Origin of the sequence: Bradyrhizobium prioriisuperbiae, from assembly GCF_032397745.1 — a bacterium.
Classification (GTDB): domain Bacteria; phylum Pseudomonadota; class Alphaproteobacteria; order Rhizobiales; family Xanthobacteraceae; genus Bradyrhizobium_A; species Bradyrhizobium_A prioriisuperbiae.
In genome coordinates, this window is the sequence record NZ_CP135921.1 from 52,037 (window position 1) to 72,437 (window position 20,401).

The following is a 20,401-nucleotide window of genomic DNA, read 5'->3' on the forward strand; positions in this document are numbered from 1 at the left end:
ATCATTCTGAGGCGACAGCGCGCAAGGGCCTGTAGCCCGGATGAGCGCAGCGATATCCGGGATTCAAGTCCAGCGCCGCCCAACCCGGATGTCGCTGCGCTCATCCGGGCTACAGGCTGAATGATGACGCAGGCTCAATGCGCTGTCACCGATCAACAATGTCACCACACAGCCCATCTCAAGCGAGAACCATGAAACTGATCCGCACCGCCCTGACAAACCTTCCCCGCGACATCGCCATTCAAACCCAGGCGCTGTTGCGCAACGCGTACCGCGACGATCCTGAGCCGGAGTACAATTACGGACCGCAACTGCCTGATGTCGTCGTGCTGCTGCTCGACGGCAATTTCATCGCCGGTCACCTCGCGGCCTACACGCGCGACGTCACCATCGACACTGCGCCCGCAACCATCGGCCTGATCGGCGGCGTCGCGGTCGCCGAGACACACCGGTTGCAGGGACACGCCCGCGCCATGGTTGCGGAAGCACATCGCTATTTTGTCACGCGCGCGATCGCATTTTCCGTCCTGTTTGCGGCGTCGCCAGCGATTTATCGCTCCAGCGGCTATCGCGACATGACGAACACGACCCGGTTCATGGATCATGACGGCACGTGGAAGGATCTGGTTTATCGCGATAGCATGGTGGCGGAGCTCGCAAACGCACATTGGCCCAGCCGGCCTCTCGACCTCTGCGGGCCGACGGTGTGACGCACGGAACGATAGATTGTCGCGGCAAGAATTGTCGTTATCACGCAGAAAAGAACCACGGCCATCGCGCTGCGAACACCATCGCGCGCGCATAACGGCATGAACCTCAACGCCTTTCGAATCTGGCCCGCGACTTGCTGGCGCTCACACAGGGCAACAGCGGGTGTGGTGCAATGCGGATCGACGGCGCGAGCGGCGTGTATGCGATGCTGGGCAACCGGACAGTATCGACGGCCGGCAAGGCGACCGCGCAGACACTGACCAGTAGCCACACGCAGAACACCTCATCATCATCCGCAAGCTTCGACTTCACCAGCATGACACCGAACCAGATGAAGGGGCGCGGCCGATGCACTTTTTGATCGCCAGCAACCCATAATTTTCCGATCCGGGCACCATTTCCAACTGTTGCTAAAAACCATCACTCGGCCGCCACGTTGCCTTGAAGGGCCGCCGCGCCCCGTTCGGCCGTTGACAGTTCGCCGCAACCCGCGCGATGTTACATTATAACATCGCGACAGGCTGGGTCATTGGCCCACGACGTCTGCGCGGTGGAGGCGGGCGTATGAACTGGGTGAGATCGAAAGTCAGGCAGGCTGCACTGCTGGCGCTATTCGCGCTGGCAGTTCAGATCGTGTTCTCGTTCGGCCACTTCCATGGCGACGCCGCGCATGCGGCAAGCTTCACCCCCACGGCCATCGCAAACCACGGCGACGCGCCCTCGCATCCGCATCCGGATGGCCTGCTGCCGGACGGTTGCGCGATCTGCGCCACCATCGTGCTCGCCGGCACCGTGGTGGCGGCCGCGCCGCCACAGCCCCTGGCCCTGCCGACAACCTTTGCGATCTATATTGCAGAGACGCCGCGCGACATGGCGACGGCCGAGACCAGCCGCACCGCGTTTCGCTCCCGCGCCCCGCCCCGTTCCTGACACCGATCGTCTGATCGTCACGGCCTGCGCCGCGATCTTTTTCGGCACCAAGCCATGACGATACCGGTCCGCTCGTGAGAGCGGGAAGCCGTCGATCCGCAGCTTTTCATCGCCACCGGCTGATTGAAGCGCGAGACGGCATCATCAGGAATTCAGGTTATGTCTCGCTTCGACACCAAACGTATTTTTCTTCTCAGCGGCTCGGCGGTTGTCGCCCTGATGGCCGTCAGCACCACGGCATTCTCCCAGAACAGCGGAAGCGGCACCGCAGCCGCAGTGCCAGCCGGCGCCACCGCGCTGCCGGAGGTCGTGGTCAGTTCGCCGAGTCCGATCCGGCACGCACGTCCCCGTCCCTCCCCCACCGGCGCAGGGTCGGGATCACAGCGCCAGGCCCGCAGCCCCACCCGCGCACCGGCTCCGGTGCAGCAGGCCGCAGCACCTCCGCCCGTCCAGGGCACGCTGCCGATCGTCACCGACCAGTTCGCCACTGTCACGGTGGTGCCCAATGAAGAAATCCGCCGCAGTGGCGCCTCGACGCTGGGCGACCTGCTGCTGAACAAGCCCGGCATCACCTCGTCGTCGTTTGCGCCCGGCGCCGCCAGCCGGCCGATCATTCGCGGCCTCGACGTCAACCGTGTCGGCATTGTCGAGAACGGCATCGGCAGCAGCGGCGCGTCCGATCTGGGCGAAGACCATTTCGTGCCGATCGATCCCCTCACCACCAACCAGGTGGAAGTGATCCGCGGCCCGGCCACGCTGCGTTATGGCTCGCAGTCGATCGGCGGCGTGGTCAGCGCCAGCAACAATCGCATTCCGGACGCGCTGCCCTGCGCCACCGCCACGCCATTTCCCACCTACGGCCTGCCGGTGAAGGCACCGTTGAGCACGACCTCCGCCGGCCCCTGCGTCAGCTTCGAGACGCGCAGCGGATTCTCCAGCGCCGATATCGGTCGCGAAGGCGCGGTGCTGCTCGATGCCGGCGGCAACAATTTTGCCATTCACGCCGACGGCTATTCGCGCTCGACCGACAGTTACGCCATCCCGAGCAATCCCTATCGCTTCGACCCGGCGCGGCCGTTCAACGGCCGGCAGCCGAACACCGAGACGCGTTCGGAAGGCGGATCGGTCGGCGGCTCCTATGTGTTCGACGGCGGCTTCATCGGCCTCGCCGTGATCCAGAACAACAGCCTCTATCATATCCCCGGCATCGACGGCGAAGAGCACAACACCCGCATCGACGCACACCAGACCAAGATCCTGTCCAAGGGCGAGTATCGTCCGGACACAGCCCTGATCGACGCGGTGCGGTTCTGGGTCGGCGCCACCGACTACCGGCACAATGAAATCGGGCTCGGCGACGACGGCTCAATGGGCGTGCGCCAGACTTTCACCAATAAAGAACAGGAAGGCCGCGTCGAGGTGCAGCTCGCGCCGTTCAACCTGCGTTTCGCCAGCCTGACCACCGCCATCGGCGTGCAGGCCTCGCACCAGGAATTGACGGCGCCCAGCCCGGACGATCCGGGCGCCCAGTTCAACGGACTGTGGGACCCCAACCACAACACCCGCGTTGCCGGCTATGTGTTCAACGAGTTCAAGTTCAGCGAAAGCACCAAGGCGCAGATCGCGGGCCGCGTCGAGCATGTGTCGCTGAGCGGCACCACGCCCGATTTCCCGGCGGACTTCATTCCCGACGGCATCGACCGGCCCAACGTGGCGCACAATCCAAACTTCACGCCGATGAGCGCCAGCATCGGCTTCATCCAGAACCTGCCCTGGGATCTCGTCGCCAGCGTCACCGCGCAATACACCGAACGCGCGCCGAAACCGGCGGAGCTGTTTTCGCGCGGCCCGCACGACGCCACCGCCACCTTCGACATCGGCAACCCGAACCTGAAAATCGAAGCAGCCAAGTCGATCGAGGTCGGCCTGCGCCGCGCCACCGGCCCGTTCCGGTTCGAACTGACCGGCTACTACACCCGCTTCAACGGCTTCATCTACCGCAACCTGACCGGAGTCATGTGCGGCGAGGACTTCAACTCGTGCGGCAATGGCGACCCCGGCAATGAAGGCCGGCAGGCGGTGTATTCGCAGCGCGACGCGAATTTCCGTGGCGGCGAATTCCAGTTCCAGTACGACGTGCTGCCGATCTCGACCGGCCTGTTCGGCATCGAGGGCCAGTACGACATCGTGCGCGCCACCTTCACCGACGGCACCAACGTGCCGCGGATCCCGCCGCAGCGGCTGGGCGGCGGCGTGTACTGGCGCGACACCAACTGGCTGGCCAAGGTCAACCTGCTGCACGCGTTCGACCAGAACGACGTCAGCACCATCGAGACCACCACACCCGGCTACAACCGGCTGCGCGCGGAGCTGAGTTACACCGAGAAACTGGCGCACTCGGGCTTCGGCTTGTCGAACTACACCATCGGCGTGGTCGGCGATAACCTGCTCAACGAGGACATCCGCGACGCGTCCTCCTACACCAAGGACGAAGTGCTGCTGCCCGGCAGGACCATTCGGGTGTTCGCCAATACCAAGTGGTGAGAGTGCGACACGGCTGCGTGAGCATGACAACGTCATGCACCATGTCGAACTGTTGCCGAAAACCATCACCTCGGCGCTGCTTTGTCGTGACGCGCGGCTGCGGCCTGCTCGGGCGTTGACAGTTTGTCGCACCCCGGGCGAGGCTATATTATAACACTGCGAGAGCGGCCGCTGGCCGCCTCGCAGCAGGGCCACGTATGAGCTGGGTGAGATCGAAAGTCAGGCAGGCTGCGCTGCTGGCGTTATTCGCGCTGGCGATTCAGCTCGTGCTGTCGTTCGGCCATTTCCACGACAGCCTAGTGCATGCCTCGAGCCTGACGGCACAAGCCGCCGCCAGCCAGCAGGTGATAACGTTTCTTTCCTCACCGAACCCGCATCCCGACGGGCTCGCTGACGATGACTGCGCCATCTGCGCCTCCATCGAGCTTTTGGACACACTGGTTGCGGTTGTGGCACCCGCGCTTCCGGTGCCGCCGACATTCGCGATCCGGATCGAGACCGCGTCCACAGACTTCACCCTGCCCGAGCTTTCGCGCGCCGCGTTCCGCTCGCGCGCGCCACCCCGTTCCTGACACCGTTCGTCTGATCGTCACGGCCCGCGCCTTGCGCAACGGCCATGACGCCCCGGTCCGCTCGCAAGGGCGGGAAGCCGTTTATGCGCAGCTTCACTGAAGCGCGCGACGGCATCATCAGGAATCCAGGTCATGTTTCGCTTCAAGACGACTCACGCTTTTCTTCTGGGCACCTCCGCGCTCGTTGCGCTGTTCGGCGTCGGCAGCTTTGCCCATGCGCAAGACGCAGCCCCACCACCGGCCGCCGACAGCGCACCGCCACCGGCAGCGAGCCCGGCGCCATCCGCTGCCGTACCAGCCGGCAGCCAGGCCCTGCCGGCCGTTCGGGTGACGGCGCCACGGCGCGTCACCCGGGCCCGGCGCCCACATATCCGCGCGGCCGCGACGCAGATCAGCAGAGCACCCACCAAGGCCGAGATCGTTGGCCGGCAAAGTGCGACGTTCGACGGCGCGCGCACGCAACTGCTCACGCCGATCGGCGCGACCTCCTATCAGCTCGACCAGAAAAGCATCGAGGCGAAACCGCAGGGGACCAACGCGCCGCTCGACAAGGTGCTGCTGCAGGCGCCCGGCGTGACACAGGATTCCGCCGCCAGCGGTTCGCTGCACGTGCGCAACGAGCACGCCAACCTGCAATATCGCATCAACGGCATCATGATTCCTGACGGCGTCGGCGCCTTCGGACAGGTCATCGACACCGGTATCGTCGGCAGCATGTCGCTGCTGACCGGCGCATTGCCGGCGCAATATGGCTTGCGCACCGCCGGCGTGCTGGACATCCAGACCAAGGCCGATGCCTTCAACAACAGCGGCAGCGTCAGCGTTTACGGCGGCAGCCATGGCACCATCACGCCGAGCTTCGAATATGGCGGCACCGTGGGACAGACGCAATATTACGTCTCCGGCCGCTATTTCGGCAGCGATATGGGAATCGAAAATCCGACATCGAGCCGCAGCGCAATCCACGACCACACCGATCAGGGCAAGGGCTTCGTCTATCTCTCCACCATCCTTGATTCGACGTCGCGCCTGGTCTTCATCGGTGGCACCTCGACCAGCTCCTATCAGATCCCGAACAATCCGGGACAACCGCCGGGCACCTCCAGCGGCGGCAACAACTTCGTCACCTATCCGTTCGACTCGGCGAACCTCAACGAGCGGCAAACCGAGAACAACCAGTTCGGTGTGCTGGCCTACCAGAAGTCGATCGACGGGCTCGACCTGCAGCTGGCCTATTTCACCCGCTACAGCACGCTGCATTTCATGCCGGATTATGTCGGCGACCTCGCCTTCAACGGCGTGGCGTCCGATGTCTATCGCCGCAGCCTGACCAACGGCATCCAGGCGGATTCCTCCTACAGGCTCACCGACAGCCACACACTGCGGTTCGGCTTCCAGGTCAGCGGCGAGAGATCGTTGGTCAGCAACACCTCCGCCGTGCTGCCGGTCGACGCGGCCGGCAACACCACCACCGACACGCCGTTCATGATCAACGATTCCAGCTCCAAGCTCGGCTGGCTACTCTCCACCTACGCCTCCGACGAGTGGAAGATCACCAACCAGCTCACGCTGAACACCGGCCTGCGCTTCGACCAGATGTATGCGTACACTGATGCGAACCAGCTCTCGCCGCGGGTCAGCGTGACCTACAAGCCGTTCGACGGCACGACATTCCATGCCGGCTACGCGCGCAACTTCACGCCGCCGCCGCAGGTGCTGGCCGCGCCGACCAACCTTGCGCTGGTCAACGGCACCACCCAGCAGCCGGCAACGAGCCAGAACGATCCGGTGCTGCCGGAGCGCTCGAACGTGTTCGACGTCGGCGTGGTGCAGAAACTCGGCCCCGGCCTCGAGGTCGGCATCAGCGCCTATTACAAGACCGCGAAGGACTTGCTGGACGACGGCCAGTTCGGCGCGGCCTACGTGCTCACCGCCTTCAATTACGCCAAAGCCAACAATTTGGGCGTCGAGCTGTCGGCGAAATACGTCAATGGCGGCTTCAGCGCCTATGCAAATTTCGCCGCCGCACGGCAGATCGCCACCAACGTCGTGTCCAACCAGTATCTGTTCGATCCGGACGAACTGGCTTACATTGCCGGCCACTATGTCTATACCGACCACAGCCAGATCATCTCCGGCTCGGCCGGCGCCTCCTATCTGTGGGACGGCACGCGCTTCAGCGCCGACCTGATCTACGGCAGCGGCTTGCGCAGCGGCTTTGCCAACCAGGACTCGCTGCCGTTCTACACCCAGGTCAATCTCGGGGTGTCGCGGGAGTTCTTCACACCAGCCTCGACCAAGCCGCTCACCGTGCGCTTCGACGTGGTCAACCTGTTCGACAAGATCTACGAAATCAGGGACGGCTCCGGCATCGGCGTGTTCGCACCGCAGTTCGGGCCACGTCGCGGATTCTTTGTGGGGTTATCGCAGAAGCTGTGAGGGGTGGGCGAGAGTAGGATGCTGGCGACTCGGCGGAGCCGAGTCGCTGGGGTTAATCCCGCGTATGACGCGGACGCTGGAGCAGCGCGCCGCTACGCTCCCGCGTTCGCTTTCGCCGCCCAGTCCGGACGGACCCTGCCGCTGACGCCGTCGAAAGCGCCCTCAGTGAGTTCGAGCACCAGCAGGCGGTTGTGATCGACCGGGCCCGGCATGGTGGCACGGCCCTTCGGGATCGCCTTGAACTGGAAGCGGCCGTAATACGGCTCGTCGCCGACCAGCACGATCAGTTTGTGGCCCGCATTTTTGGCCTCGGTCACCGCACGCTGCATCAGCGCGGTGGCGATGCCACGGCTGCGGAACGGTGGTTCCACGGTCAGCGGCCCGAGCAGCAGCGCCGGCGTGTCACCGATGCAGATCGGCAGCTGCCGCACCGAGCCGACCAGAAGCGTACCGATCCGCGCCGTGAAGGAAAGTGACAGCGTGTGATCGATATCCTCGCGCAGCCGGTAGGCGCTGAGCACGAAACGTCCGGGTCCGAAGGTGCGTTCCAGCAGCCGCTCGATGGCCTGGGCGTCGTTGGTGGTTTCCGGCAGAATGGTCAGCGAAAGATCGGTCATGGCAGCGCGCAATAGCATCTGGCGGCGGGGTGGTCCATCGTCGAGATGACCGTTTTTTTACCCTTAAGCGCGGGGTTTCCGGCCGACCGGCGACTGCGCCAGATAGGCGAGCAGCTTCATTTCGCGCCGTCCCCGGGTCACGGTATCCAGCACGAGGCCGGAACTGATCGCCAGCATCGCCAGGATCATCAGGCCGGTGGAGAGCACGGCGGTGGGCAGCCGCGGCACGATCCCCTCTTCGAGATATGTCACTGCCAGCGGCACCGCGAGGGCGATCGCGGCCAGCGCCAGCAGCGCGCCGATCAGGCCGAAAAACCGCAGCGGCTTTTCCGAACGATAGAGCCTGACGATGGTGCCGAGAATGCGGAAGCCGTCGCGCCAGGTGTTGAGCTTCGACACCGAGCCTTCATGCCGCGCATAATAGGGTGTCTCGATCTCCGCCACCGGCAACGCCAGTTCGAGCGCATGCACGGTCAGTTCGGTCTCGATCTCGAAACCATCCGACAACACTGGAAAGGATTTCACGAACCGGCGCGAAAACACCCGATAGCCGGAAAGAATGTCGTGACATTGCTGCCCGAACACGCCGGACAGAAAGCCCGTCAGCATCCGGTTGCCGAGCCTGTGGCCGGGACGATAGGCGGCATCGGCCTGCTCGACACGCAGGGCGACCACCATGTCGAGATGCTCATCGCGCAGCCTCGCGATCATCGCCGGCGCGCTGGCCGCATCATAGGTGGCATCGCCATCGACCAGCAGATAGATGTCGGCATCGACATCGGCGAACATGCGGCGCACCACATGGCCTTTGCCCTGGCGTCGCGCTGCGCGCACCGTGGCGCCGGCATCGCGCGCGATCGCACGGGTGCGGTCGGTCGAATTGTTGTCGTAGACATGGATTTCCGCTGTCGGCAGCGCGCTGCGGAAATCCGCGACCACTTGCGCGATCGCCACCTCTTCGTTGAAGCACGGCACCAGCACGGCGATGCGCGGCTGCTCCGCGGCACGCCGTTCGTCCTGCGCGAACTGTTGCAACGCCTGCGCCATGCCGGCGATGTCGCCGCGCAAATCCTGCCGGTTTAAGTCCTGCTGTTTCAGATCCGCCGCTGCAGTCATGGATGCGTCCCGATGATGTCCGCCGGGAGTATAGGGAGCGATGCCTAACGATCCCTAAGCCGGATCCCCCTCATGGTGAGGGGAAAGTCGACGACGGGTCAACTCCAATCGCGGGATGCCTCCGCTTTTTCAAAGACTTCCGCGATCCGTTGCCGGGTGCCTCGGGTGGTGTCCGGGGGCAAATTGTCGAGCGCATAGAAGCCGCAGGCGACGATTTCCCGGTTCGGTTCGGGCTGCCCCTGCTGGCGAAACTGGCGCACCACATAAAGCGCGACATGGTCGCGGCGGGAGATCCGGCGGTTGAAGAAGATGCCGTGCAGCACCGGCGGCCCGGTGAGCTCGATCTGCCCCTCCTCCCACACCTCGCGCTTGAGCGCATCAGCCACGGTTTCGCCGACCTCCACCCCGCCGCCCGGCAGATGCCAGCCCGCCACATAGGTGTGCTTGACCAGGAACACGCGGTTGGTGTCGTCGAGCACCATGGCACGTACGCCCAGCGTCATGCCGCGCGCGAAGCGCCAGTAGAAATGCAGCACGCCGCGAATATACGGCTCGAGCGCGGATCGGAGGTTTTGCAGGTTCATCGCAGCAGCAATCCACCAAGTTCGGCGCGCGCGCAACCCTTTGTCTCATCCCGCAGACTGGTGCTTGCGTCGCCTGCGGCATCTTGCCAAAACCATTGTCATGACTGCCTTCGTGCTCGCCCATTTGTCGGATCCGCATCTCGCGCCGCTGCCGCGGCCGCGGTTGCATGAACTCGCCGGCAAACGCGCGATCGGTTACATGAACTGGACGCGCAACCGGCATCGCATTCACCGCCGCGAGGTGATCGACGCGCTGGTCGGGGATCTGCACGCGCAGGCCACGGACCACATCGCCGTCACCGGCGATCTCGTCAACATCGCGCTGCCGGCGGAAATCGCACAGGCGCGGACGTGGCTGGACTCGGTCGGCCCGCCAGCCGATGTCACTTTGGTGCCCGGCAATCATGACGCCTACGTGCACAGCGCGATCGCGCGCTTTTCCGATGCATGGGGTGACTACATGCGTGGCGACGCCGCATCGGATACGACGTCGCTGTTTCCATTCGTGCGCCGGCGCGGACCACTGACGCTGATCGGCGTGTCATCGGGCGTGCCGACGCGGCCGTTCATCGCCACCGGCACACTCGGGCGCATTCAGCTGGCAGCGCTCGACGCCATCCTGCACGGGCTCGCTGCAGCAACGACGTTTCGCGTGCTGCTGATCCATCATCCGCTGCAATCGCAGGAACGCCGGCGCCATGCGCGGCTGACCGATTCGGATCTGCTGTGCGAGCTGCTGCGCCGCCACGGCGTCGACCTGGTGCTGCACGGCCACGACCACCGCCATGCGGTGACCTGGTTCGACGGCCCCACCAGCCGCATTCCTGCGATCGGTGTCCCCTCCGCCTCGGTCGCGGCCGGCGGCCACCGCGAAGCGGCGGCGTACAACCTGTTCGGAATCGACCACCGCGATGGCCGCTGGCATGTGGAGATGACCACCCGCGGCTTCAGCCGCGCGGGCGAGATCGGTGAGCTGCGGAGAGAGAAGCTCGTCTAGCGGCTGAGCTGCTAGAAGGTCCGCAATGCGGCGAAGAAGGCCACCGCGAACAGTGCGGCCATGCCGGCAACAAAGCCCAGTGCGAAGGTCCAGACGCCCTTGCGGCTGGTCTTCGCCACAGCTTGCACGGGCTGCGCCGGGGCGGCATTGGAATTCGCTGCCGAGGTGGCGGCGGCATAGGCCGCCTCAACCGCCTTGGCAGTCGCGGCGGGCACCGCCGGCATCGGCATGCTGACCAGGGCATGTTCGCGCTCGATGATGCGGCGGGCGACATAGTCGGTCACCGCGCTGACCATGGCTTTGACGTCGTGCGATTCGGCCAGCACGAGGCGGCCGAACCGGGTGTCCTGGACAAAACGGTAGGCCCGCTTGTCGCGGCCCATCACCACATGGGCAACGGCATCGACCCACAGCCGCGGGGTGTCGCCATGGCTGATGCCGCGGTCGAACAGCTCGACATTGCCCGGAATCTCGGAAAACAGCGGATCCAGCGCCTCGTTGAGGATCTCCAGCCGCGCCACCTCGGCGTCGCGCAGATCGACCACCACCGCGGTGCGGTCGGCGGCCTCGATCCGGGCCTTGCGGAGCGCGTCACGCAGCAGCCGTGTCGGGGTACCCTTGGTCTCGCTGTCGAGGTTTGCCACGCCCGAATCCCTCATGTCTGGCTTTCACCCGGTTGGTTTAATTTATCAGTAACCATGCCCCGGGCAAAGGCCTGGACCCTGTCCGGGCGGACAAATCCCTGTCCTAAAACGAGAAACGAGCTGCTGCTCTCACATTCGGTGTCACACCCGTCATCCTGAGGTGCCCGCGCAGCGGGCCTCGAAGGATGAACGGCCGAGGCAGCGCCGTGGCCCGCCCTTCGAGGGCCATGCTGCGCATGGCCACCTCAGGGTGACGGGATTGAGCTGAGCAGGCAGCCCAAACAAGAAAACGGCCCCACCCGGAAACCGGGCGAGACCGTTTTGTGTCCCTCCTTGGCAGGACCTCTCGCCCGACCGCTGCGGCTTTTCTCCGGCGTGTCGGTCAGGCGCTGTTCATCAGGCGGCGAGCAGGCGATCGCGCGACCTTGTCAGGCGATCGCGCGGCGTGGTTCTTCGACGATCGAGAAGCGAACGTTGCAGCGATGCCGGTTCTCTTCCGACACCGAGCGCCAGGCGTCTTCCGCCTCGCGCCTCGTAGGGAACGGGCCCTTCACCTCGGCGCTTCCATGCACGAGCGTGTGGAAGTTCAGAGAGCGAAACTCGCCGCCAACAACCCAAAAATGTGTTCCGTGCATGGTTATCTCCTAAACTTGCGACATTCGTGACATTGCGTCGCGAAACGTGACGCAGAGATAACGCGATAATCGAAAGAACGTATAGATGGCTTGTTTCCAAACAGTGATGTGATGTAACATCCATACTTGTAATAAATGTCACTTTGTAAAAATTGTCACAACCGGATTGTTACAACGAGAGTGTCACATGCCTTCCGAGACCGGTAAAAAGCTGTTTGTGGGACCTCGGTTCCGGCGGATTCGCCAGCAATTGGGGCTGTCGCAGACCCAGATCGCCGAGGGGCTGGGAATTTCGCCCAGCTACATCAACCTGATCGAGCGGAACCAGCGCCCGGTGACGGCGCAGATCCTGCTGCGGCTGGCGGAGACCTACGACCTCGATTTGCGCGACCTCGCCTCCGCCGACGAGGACCGGTTTTTCGCCGAGCTGAACGAGATCTTCTCCGATCCGCTGTTCCGCCAGATCGACCTGCCCAAGCAGGAGCTGCGCGATCTCGCCGAACTTTGCCCCGGCATCACCCACTCCCTGCAGCGGCTCTACGCCGCCTACACCGAGGCGCGCCGCGGCGAGACCATGGTGGCGGCGCAGATCGCCGACCGTGACGAGGGCACGCGGTATGAAGCCAACCCGGTCGAGCGGGTGCGTGACCTGATCGAGGCCAACCGTAATTACTTTCCCGAACTCGAGCAGGCGGCGGAAAGCCTGCGCGACGAACTGAACGTGGCGGCCCAGGAGCTGTTCGCCGCGCTGAGCACACGCCTGCGGGAAAAGCATTCCATCACCGTGCGCATCATGCCGCTCGACGTGATGCGCGAGACGCTGCGCCGGTTCGACCGCCATCGCCGGCAACTGCTGATCTCAGAGCTTGTCGACTACCCCAGCCGCTCCTTCCATCTCGCCTTCCAGATCGCGCTGTCGGAATTCGGCCCCGTTGTGGATTCCATCGTCAACCGCGCCGGCCCGCTGGAGGACGGCACGCGCCGGCTCTATCGCATCACGCTCGCCAATTACTTCGCCGCCGCGGCGATGATGCCGTATCAGGAGGTGCACGGCGCCGCCGAGACGCTGGGCTACGACGTGCACGTCATCGCGCAGCGCTTCAATGCGAGTTTCGAACAGGTCTGCCACCGCCTCACCACTTTGCAGCGCCCGAACGCCCGCGGCATTCCGTTTTTCCTGCTGCGGGTGGACAACGCCGGCAACGTCTCCAAGCGTTTCTCCTCCGGCACGTTTCCGTTTTCGAAATTCGGCGGCACCTGTCCGCTGTGGAATGTGCACTCCACCTTCGACACCCCGGATCGCCTGTTGCGCCAGATCGTGGAGATGCCGGACGGCGGCCGCTATTTCAGCATCGCGCAGATGCTGCGCCGCCCGGTGGCGCCCCATCCTCACCCGCAGCCCCGTTTCGCCCTCGCGCTGGGGTGCGAAATCCGCTACGCGCCAAAGCTCGTCTATGCAGTGGGCACCGACCTGGACAAGGCCGAAGGCACGCCGATCGGCGTCAACTGCCGCCTGTGCGAACGCGAAAACTGCGCCCAGCGCGCGGAGCCGCCGCTGACCAGGACGCTGATTCTGGATGAGACGACGCGGCGGGTGTCGAGCTTTGTGTTCAGCAATGCGCGGGAGTTGTGAAAAGGATGAACGCGCCACTCTCCATCACCGGAATATACCTACTAAGGCCGGCGAACTCATCCTCCACTGAAAGATGTGGATGGCTGGGACAGGCCCGGCCATAACGGAGAAAACCAACAAGCCCCCGATTTTATTCACGGCATTCTGAATCGAACTCAGAGCGCCGCTCCTCACAGCGCACTCCGCGGCAACAACGCCTTCGCCCTTGCCCACCCCTCGCTAATCAACCCCCAGAACAGCGCGATCAATCCCAGCGCCATGATGGTGCCAACGAGGCCGTTCGACCAGAACACGCTGAGGCTGCCCTGCGATCCCAAGAGCGACTGACGGAAGGCTTCTTCCGCGCGGTCGCCCAGCACGATGGCCAGCACCAGCGGCGCCATCGGGTAGTTGCACTTCTTCATCAAATAGCCGATGACACCGAACACCAGCATCAGGACGACGTCGAAAGCGGAGTTGTGGACGCTGTAGGCGCCGATCGCACAGAGCACCAGGATGTTCGGCGCGATGATGCTGAAGGGGACCCGCAGGATCGCGGCGAACAGCGGCACGCAGGTCAGCACCACGATGAGCCCGACCAGATTGCCTACATACATGCTGGCGATCAGGCCCCAGACGAACTCCTTCTGCTCGACAAACAGCAGCGGGCCCGGCTGCAGACCCCAGATCAGCAGCCCGCCGAGCAACACCGCGGCCGTCGGCGATCCCGGCACGCCGAGCGAGAGCATCGGCAACAGCGCCGCGGTGCCGGCGGCATGGGCCGCGGTCTCCGGCGCGATCACGCCCTCGATCTCGCCCTTGCCGAAATTGTCACCGCGCTTCGATGTCCGCTTGGCAATGCCGTAACTCATGAACGACGCCGGCGTCGCGCCCGCGGGCGAGATCCCCATCCAGCAGCCGATCAGGCAGGAGCGGATCGACGTCATCCAGTAGCGCGGCAATTCCTTCCAGGTCTGAATCACGACCTTGAGATTGATGCCGGCGGCACGCCCCCTGAAGGCAAGCCCCTCCTCCATGGTGAGCAGGATTTCGCCGATGCCGAACAGGCCGATCACCGCGATCAGGAAATCGAAACCGTTGAGCATCTCGGTGAACCCGAAGGTCAGCCGCAACTGGCCGGTGACGCTGTCCATGCCGACGGCGGCCAGCGCAAAGCCGATCATCATCGCGGCCACGGTCTTGAAGGGCGGCTCCTTGCCCATACCGATGAAGCTGCAGAAGGCCAGGAAAAACACCGCGAATTTTTCCGCAGGCCCGAACTGCAGCGCGAACTTCGCAACCAGCGGCGCCACGAGCGTAATGACGATGACGGCAAACAGCGCGCCGACGAATGACGAGGTGAAGGCCGCAGTCAGCGCCTCACCGGCCCGGCCCTGCTGCGCCATTGGATGGCCGTCGAAGGTGGTGGCGACCGACCAGGGTTCACCCGGGATGTTGAACAGGATCGAGGTGATGGCGCCGCCGAACAACGCGCCCCAGTAGATGCAGGACAGCATGATGATCGCCGAGGTCGGCGACATGCTGAAGGTGAGCGGCAGCAGGATCGCCACGCCATTGGCCCCGCCGAGCCCCGGCAGCACGCCGATCATGACACCGAGCAGAATGCCGATCACCATCAACAGCAGGTTGAAGGGCTGAACAACAACGGCAAAGCCGTGAAACAGATTGACGATCTCTTCCATTGCGAAATTCCACCGCCCCAAATGTTACAGATTCAGAAATTCTTCCAGCGGCCCCTTCGGCAGGGGCACCAGGAAGAACTTCTCGAACATCAGATAGACCGCGATCGGCACGCCGATTGCGATCGCCGCCGTCAACGGCCAGCGATAGTGGCCGAGCCAGCGCATGAACGAACCGATCAGAGCGACTGAGGCGACGTAGATGCCGATATAGGGGATCGCCACCACATAGATCGCGGTCGGCACCAGCACCGACATGACCTGGCGCAACTGGCCCCAGTCGGCGAAGCGGGAGCGGCGATCCGACGGCCACGCCTGCAGCAGGTTCATCACACTCGACAGGATGATCATCAGCCCGACACAGAACGGGAAGAACCCGGACTTCGGGCCTTCCGACCCCCAGCCGATACCGACCTTCAGGCTGCCGATGATGACGATGGCGCCGAACACGGCCGTCGCCACACAGACGCCGATTTCCATGGTCCGCTGGCTCGGACCCCCGCTATGACCAGGCGAGATATCGCTCATTGCATCACCACCATTGCAAAATCGCTATTTCGAAGCACGCGTCTCATCGCTCGCTCTCTCCTCATGATAAGGAAAACTGCGAAGCCAACTGTTTCAAGCGATATGTCTTCCCGGCCTCATCCCGTCGGGACATCCGCTTTTGCGGGTCCCCAGGATGAGGCGCTCGTATGCCCGCGTGTTACTGTGAGGCCGCCAGGAAATCGGCTTCCTTCATCAGTGCGCGGTGGCGCTCCTCTTCGCTGCCGACCCATTTGGCGTAGTCGGCGCCGGTCATGAAGCTCTGGTTGAAGGCACCATCCTTCATCAGGCTGATCCACTCCGGCGTCTCACGCACCTTTTTCATGAGGTCGACATAGTAGGCGGTCTGCTCGGCGGTGACGCCGGGCGCCATGAAGAAGCCGCGCAGCATCAGGTATCCGACATCGAGGCCCGCCGACTTGCAGGTCGGAATGTCCGCCCAGGCCTTGTCGGCGACCTTGTCGGTGTACGGAAGCGCCTTGCTGTCGAACACGCAGAGCGGCCGCACTGTGCCCGCCCGCCACTGTGCCATCGCCTCGATCGGGTTGTTGACAGTGGAGTCGACGTGCTTGCCGACAAGCTGGACCGCGACTTCACCGCCGCCCTTGTAGGGGATGTAGGTGAACTTGGTGCCGGTCGCCTTCTCGATCGCCACGGTGATGATCTGATCTTCCTGCTTGGAGCCGGTGCCGCCCATCTTGAACTGGCCGGGCGGGGCCGCCTTCACGGCGGCGATGTACTCCTGCACGGTCTTGTAGGGCGTGTCGGCATTCACCCAGAGCACGAATTCGTCGAGCGCCATCATGGCGACCGGGGTCAAGTCCTTCCAGCTGAAGGGAATGCCGGTGGCCAGCGGCGTGGTGAAGAGATTGGACAGCGTGATGATCAGCTTGTGCGGGTTGGCGCGCGAGCCCTTGACGTCGAGAAAGCCTTCGCCGCCGGCGCCGCCGGATTTGTTGACCACCACCAGCGGCTGCTTCATCAGATTGTGCTTGGTGACGATGCCCTGCACCACCCGCGCCATCTGGTCGGCGCCGCCGCCGGTGCCGGCCGGCACAACGATCTCGACGGGCCGGTTCGGCTCCCAGGCTGCCTGCGCCTGTGACAGGCCGATTGCCGACAGCATCGTGGCCGACAGCATCGCCGCGACAAGCGTCGTCACACCCCGACTTTGGTTTTTCATCGGATACCCTCCCTTAATGTCCAGCCCTAGTGTTTTGGCATCATGTCCAGATGCATTTTTATGTGCGCAATCGCCCAGCCCATGGCGTCTTCCGGCAGCGCGGATATGACCGCTGCCGAAACCGCCAAGCCCAGAGCTGAAAAGAGAACGACTACGTCTAACTCTTTGTCCCGCTCATCAGTCGTCCGCATAACGCCTCCGATGTTGGTCGAAGGGGCCATCGGTTGCCCCGATCGGTCTCGCGTCGCTGCTTCTTATTGTGCGGAGCGGTCATCCGGGATGAGGAAGCCCTTTCCGGCTGATTCACCTCCGCCGTGGTATGCCACATACTAGAAAAACTTAGAGGGAATAAAGTATTCGTAACGATCGGGTGGTAGTTCTACGGGTGTGCGATGCAAGGTAGAATGGGCCGTGGGCGCGAAGCAATGAAGCGTCTTGCCGCAGCCAATGTCGTCGCCGTTTTTTAAACGTATCTCCTCATGGTGAGGAGCGCGGCACGCGCGTCTCGAACCATGCGGCCCCCGCGCCTCGGCCTCGTCCTTCGAGACGGCGCCATGGCAGCTGAAGGCTGCGTAAACTTGCCTGCATGCGCCTCCTCAGGATGAGGGATTAAGTTTGTATACGACGCAGTTGCCGCGAGCTCGGAACGCGTCGCGACTCGCCATTGAACTTATTGAACACCCGCTCGACCAAACGATAATCGCGCGAGCGGGCTCATTCTCGACCCGGGCCAAGCCGACATAGCCCCGGCGCGGCCATCCGATGGAGAATGAGATGTTCTGGCGTTGCCTTGTCCTGACCCTGACATTGCTGCCCCTGCTCGCGCCGCCGGCCCGCGCAGCGGACGAGGCGTGGGACGATTGCGGCCAAACCGCCGATCAGGATCGCAAGATCGCCGGATGCACCAAGGTGCTGGCGCGCGGCGCGGCGGAGAGCGAGAAAGGCCGCGTCCACGCCTATATCAATCGCGGCTATGCCTACAGCACGCGCGATTACGATCGCGCCATCAGGGATTTCGACGAGACCATCCGCCTCGATCCGAAATTTGCCGAGGCCTACAGCAATCGCGGCAGTATCTATTCCGACAAGGGCGATTTCGACCGCGCGATCAAGGATCACGACGAGGCCATCCGCCTCGACCCGAGCGATGTAGAGGCCTATTTTAACCGCGGGCTGGCCCACTCCGGCAAGCGCGACTACGACCGCGCTATCAGGGATTACAGCGAGGCGATTCGCCTCGATCCCAAAAATCCGAGCAACTCCTTGCACCGCGGGGGCGCCTACTTCTTCAAGGGCGATTATAACAGCGCCATCAAGGATTACGACGAGGCGATCCGCCTCGATCCGAACTATGCGCTTGCCTATGAGGTTCGCGGACGGGCCTATAAAAGCAAGGGAGACGCCGCCCGGGCCAGGAAAGATTTCGACGAGGCGGCGCGGCGATCCGCCTCGATGCGAAAGAACTCGACCTCAAAGGATACGGGCGCCTACAACAATCGCGGACATGCCTACGCCGCCGAGGGCGATTACGACCGCGCCATCAAGGAATACGACGAGGCCATCCGCCTCGACCCGAAATATGTGATGGCCTATTACAATCGCGGGCTTGCCTACTCCGGCAAGCGCGATTACGACCGCGCCATCAAGGACTACAACGAGGCCATCCGCCTCGACCCGAAATATGCGGCTGCCTACACCAACCGCGGACACGCCTACGCCCACAAGGGCGACAACGACCGTGCCATCACGGATTACGGCGAGGCGATCCGCCTCGACCCGACATATGCGGCCGCTTATTTCAATCGCGGAGCTGCTCACTCCTTCAAGGGGCGATCATGACAGCGCCATCAAGCAGTTCAGCGAAGCGATCCGCCTCAATCCCAGAGATGCGCGGGCCTATTACAATCGCGGCAGCGTCTACTCCAGCAAGGGTGACGATAACAGCGCCATCACGGATCTCGACGAGGCGATCCGCCTCGATCCAAAACATGTGGCTGCCTATACCAATCGCGGGTACGCTTACGCCAACAACGGCGACAACGACCGCGCCATCAAGGATTTCAGCGAGGCGATCCGCCTCGCTCCGAAAGATGTGCGGGGCTATAGCCTTCGCGGCGATGCCTACCGCGGCCAAAACGATTTCGAACGCGCCGCCAGGGATTATACCAGGGCGATCGAGCTCGTCGGCAAGCCGGAGAAGGCGCACTGGACCTACTGGCTTTATCGCGGCGTCAGCTACGATCGGCTCGACAAATGGCCTCAGGCCGAGGCGGATTTCCTCAAGGCGATGGAGCTCGATCCCGATCAGCCCTCGGTTCTCAATCAGCTCGGCTTTAACTGGGTCGACCGGAATCTCAAGCTCAGGGAAGGCTTGGCGCTGCTCGAGAAGGCCGTCAAGCTCAAACCGGACGACGGCAATCTGCTCGACAGCCTCGGCTGGGCGCACTACCGCCTCGGCAGCTATCCGGAGGCGATCAAACACATGGAGCGCGCGGCCGCCCTCGAACCGAAGTACAGCGAGATCAGAGACCATCTCGGCGATGCGTACTGGCAGACGCAACGCCAGGACGATGCGCACAAATCCTGGGAGCAGGCCCTGTCGCTCAAGCCCGAGCCAACTGATGCGGAGAAGATCAAGGGCAAGATCGCGCGGGGGCTGGGGAAATGAGGTGGCTGGCTGGCGTCCTTGCAGGAGACGAAGGCGCCCATCCACTATCGTCATCAGCGGGCTTGACTCAATAGGCGCTAAGTTTCGCTGTTTGTGCGCCGAAGCGCCTCCTCACATTCTGCTGTCATGCCCGCGAACACGAACGCGGGCATCCAGTACGCCCGGTGTGAGTGGCGTAAGCGCGGAGCATATCACAAACGCTTGCGTTTACTGGGTCCCCGGTCAAGCCGGGGACGACACTGAGAGTGGGCGAGACGCTTCAATTCATCACCAGAGATGAGCCCCTCCCTACGGCGTAATCCGCCGTAATCGAATCGCCTGGCGCACCAGCACCGCCACGCTCTCGGCCTGCATCTTTTCCATGATCTCGGCGCGATAGCTCTCCACCGTGCGCACGCTGATCGCAAGCTTGGCGGCAATGGCGTGGCTGGTGAAGCCCTGCACCACCAGATCGAAGATCTCGACTTGCCGCGGTGTCAGCCGCGCGAATTGCAAAGCGAGGGCCTGCTGCGTCTTCTGGATGTCCTGCTGTTCGAACGTGCGCGCCAGCGCGCGGTTGATCGCGGCGACAAGCGCGACGTCATCGATCGGCTTCTCGATGAAATCGTCAGCGCCGGACTTGATCGCCGCAACTGCGGTGGGAATGTCGCCATGGCCGGAGATCAGAACAACCGGCAGCGCGACCTTGCGCCGGCCGAGTTCGCGAACGAGCTCGATGCCGTCGGTGCCGGGCATGCGCACGTCGGCGACCACGCAGCCTCCGCGCGTTTGCCCAACCGTGCGCAGGAAGTCGTCGGCGGATTCATGCGTCTCGACATTGAACCCGAACACCCCGAGCATCTCGCCAAGCGCATGGCGGACCGAGGCCTGATCGTCGATGACAAAGATTTGCGGGCCGGTCAT

20 protein-coding genes are annotated in these 20,401 nt (G+C 63.5%); 10 read left to right on the forward strand and 10 right to left on the reverse strand.

Annotated features, from left to right (window positions below):
- Nucleotides 1-191: 191 nt before the first annotated feature.
- From RS897_RS00230 to RS897_RS00255, 6 genes are all read left to right on the forward strand, one after another.
- Nucleotides 192-710 (forward strand): GNAT family N-acetyltransferase, encoded by a 519-nt coding sequence (locus RS897_RS00230; RefSeq protein WP_315834621.1) that lies wholly within the window; start codon nucleotides 192-194, stop codon nucleotides 708-710.
- Nucleotides 711-883: 173 nt separating this feature from the next.
- The gene (locus RS897_RS00235; protein ID WP_315834622.1) at nucleotides 884-1,072 is read left to right on the forward strand and encodes a hypothetical protein; all 189 of its coding nucleotides are present in this window, start codon (nucleotides 884-886) and stop codon (nucleotides 1,070-1,072) included.
- Nucleotides 1,073-1,275: 203 nt separating this feature from the next.
- Nucleotides 1,276-1,641 (forward strand): DUF2946 domain-containing protein, encoded by a 366-nt coding sequence (locus tag RS897_RS00240; RefSeq protein WP_315834623.1) that lies wholly within the window; start codon nucleotides 1,276-1,278, stop codon nucleotides 1,639-1,641.
- Nucleotides 1,642-1,800: 159 nt separating this feature from the next.
- Nucleotides 1,801-4,185: a TonB-dependent receptor gene (locus RS897_RS00245; protein ID WP_315834624.1), complete on the forward strand. Its 2,385-nt coding sequence runs from the start codon at nucleotides 1,801-1,803 to the stop codon at nucleotides 4,183-4,185.
- Nucleotides 4,186-4,382: 197 nt separating this feature from the next.
- Complete coding sequence (locus tag RS897_RS00250) at nucleotides 4,383-4,757, forward strand: DUF2946 domain-containing protein (protein WP_315834625.1); 375 nt, start codon at nucleotides 4,383-4,385, stop codon at nucleotides 4,755-4,757.
- Nucleotides 4,758-4,889: 132 nt separating this feature from the next.
- Entirely contained in the window at nucleotides 4,890-7,196 is a 2,307-nt protein-coding gene (locus RS897_RS00255; protein WP_315834626.1) for a TonB-dependent receptor, read from the forward strand.
- A gap of 92 nt (nucleotides 7,197-7,288) precedes the next feature.
- Here RS897_RS00255 and RS897_RS00260 read toward each other — a convergent pair whose 3' ends face one another.
- The 3 genes from RS897_RS00260 to RS897_RS00270 all read right to left on the reverse strand — a co-directional run bounded on the left by RS897_RS00260 (nucleotide 7,289) and on the right by RS897_RS00270 (nucleotide 9,513).
- Nucleotides 7,289-7,813 carry a GNAT family N-acetyltransferase gene (locus RS897_RS00260; protein ID WP_315834627.1) on the reverse strand — a complete coding sequence of 175 codons (525 nt, stop codon included), beginning with the start codon at nucleotides 7,811-7,813 and terminating at the stop codon, nucleotides 7,289-7,291.
- A gap of 63 nt (nucleotides 7,814-7,876) precedes the next feature.
- The gene (locus RS897_RS00265) at nucleotides 7,877-8,860 is read right to left on the reverse strand and encodes a glycosyltransferase family 2 protein (protein ID WP_315838926.1); all 984 of its coding nucleotides are present in this window, start codon (nucleotides 8,858-8,860) and stop codon (nucleotides 7,877-7,879) included.
- A 167-nt stretch (nucleotides 8,861-9,027) separates the two neighbouring features.
- A complete protein-coding gene (locus tag RS897_RS00270) occupies nucleotides 9,028-9,513 on the reverse strand; it encodes an NUDIX domain-containing protein (RefSeq protein ID WP_315834628.1) in 486 nt (161 codons plus the stop codon).
- A 100-nt stretch (nucleotides 9,514-9,613) separates the two neighbouring features.
- Here RS897_RS00270 and RS897_RS00275 point away from each other — a divergent pair, with 100 nt between their 5' ends.
- Nucleotides 9,614-10,510: a metallophosphoesterase family protein gene (locus RS897_RS00275; RefSeq protein WP_315834629.1), complete on the forward strand. Its 897-nt coding sequence runs from the start codon at nucleotides 9,614-9,616 to the stop codon at nucleotides 10,508-10,510.
- A gap of 11 nt (nucleotides 10,511-10,521) precedes the next feature.
- On the opposite strand, the gene RS897_RS00280 is transcribed toward RS897_RS00275, so the two are convergent.
- On the reverse strand, nucleotides 10,522-11,169 hold the full coding sequence (locus tag RS897_RS00280) for a hypothetical protein (RefSeq protein ID WP_407654406.1): 648 nt from the start codon (nucleotides 11,167-11,169) through the stop codon (nucleotides 10,522-10,524).
- A 413-nt stretch (nucleotides 11,170-11,582) separates the two neighbouring features.
- Complete coding sequence (locus RS897_RS00285) at nucleotides 11,583-11,789, reverse strand: DUF4170 domain-containing protein (RefSeq protein WP_315834631.1); 207 nt, start codon at nucleotides 11,787-11,789, stop codon at nucleotides 11,583-11,585.
- Nucleotides 11,790-11,976: 187 nt separating this feature from the next.
- Between RS897_RS00285 and RS897_RS00290 the strand changes: the two genes are divergently transcribed.
- On the forward strand, nucleotides 11,977-13,422 hold the full coding sequence (locus RS897_RS00290; protein WP_315834632.1) for a helix-turn-helix domain-containing protein: 1,446 nt from the start codon (nucleotides 11,977-11,979) through the stop codon (nucleotides 13,420-13,422).
- A 170-nt stretch (nucleotides 13,423-13,592) separates the two neighbouring features.
- Here the strand turns inward: RS897_RS00290 and RS897_RS00295 are convergent, their stop codons facing one another.
- From RS897_RS00295 to RS897_RS00310, 4 genes are all read right to left on the reverse strand, one after another.
- Nucleotides 13,593-15,104 (reverse strand): tripartite tricarboxylate transporter permease, encoded by a 1,512-nt coding sequence (locus RS897_RS00295; RefSeq protein ID WP_315834633.1) that lies wholly within the window; start codon nucleotides 15,102-15,104, stop codon nucleotides 13,593-13,595.
- Nucleotides 15,105-15,128: 24 nt separating this feature from the next.
- On the reverse strand, nucleotides 15,129-15,629 hold the full coding sequence (locus tag RS897_RS00300) for a tripartite tricarboxylate transporter TctB family protein (RefSeq protein WP_315834634.1): 501 nt from the start codon (nucleotides 15,627-15,629) through the stop codon (nucleotides 15,129-15,131).
- Nucleotides 15,630-15,807: 178 nt separating this feature from the next.
- Entirely contained in the window at nucleotides 15,808-16,788 is a 981-nt protein-coding gene (locus RS897_RS00305; RefSeq protein WP_315838927.1) for a Bug family tripartite tricarboxylate transporter substrate binding protein, read from the reverse strand.
- Nucleotides 16,789-16,856: 68 nt separating this feature from the next.
- Nucleotides 16,857-17,021, reverse strand: a complete 165-nt coding sequence (locus tag RS897_RS00310) for a hypothetical protein (RefSeq protein WP_315834635.1) — start codon at nucleotides 17,019-17,021, stop codon at nucleotides 16,857-16,859.
- Between the two features lie 583 nt (nucleotides 17,022-17,604).
- On the opposite strand from RS897_RS00310, the gene RS897_RS00315 reads away from it, so the two are divergent.
- Both RS897_RS00315 and RS897_RS00320 read left to right on the forward strand, forming a co-directional pair.
- Nucleotides 17,605-18,669, forward strand: a complete 1,065-nt coding sequence (locus RS897_RS00315; RefSeq protein ID WP_315834636.1) for a tetratricopeptide repeat protein — start codon at nucleotides 17,605-17,607, stop codon at nucleotides 18,667-18,669.
- Nucleotides 18,614-19,498, forward strand: a complete 885-nt coding sequence (locus RS897_RS00320) for a tetratricopeptide repeat protein (RefSeq protein ID WP_315834637.1) — start codon at nucleotides 18,614-18,616, stop codon at nucleotides 19,496-19,498. The genes RS897_RS00315 and RS897_RS00320 overlap by 56 nt, the downstream gene beginning before the upstream one ends.
- A gap of 288 nt (nucleotides 19,499-19,786) precedes the next feature.
- On the opposite strand, the gene RS897_RS00325 is transcribed toward RS897_RS00320, so the two are convergent.
- Nucleotides 19,787-20,401, reverse strand: coding sequence for a response regulator transcription factor (locus tag RS897_RS00325; protein WP_315834638.1), 615 nt, complete (start codon nucleotides 20,399-20,401; stop codon nucleotides 19,787-19,789).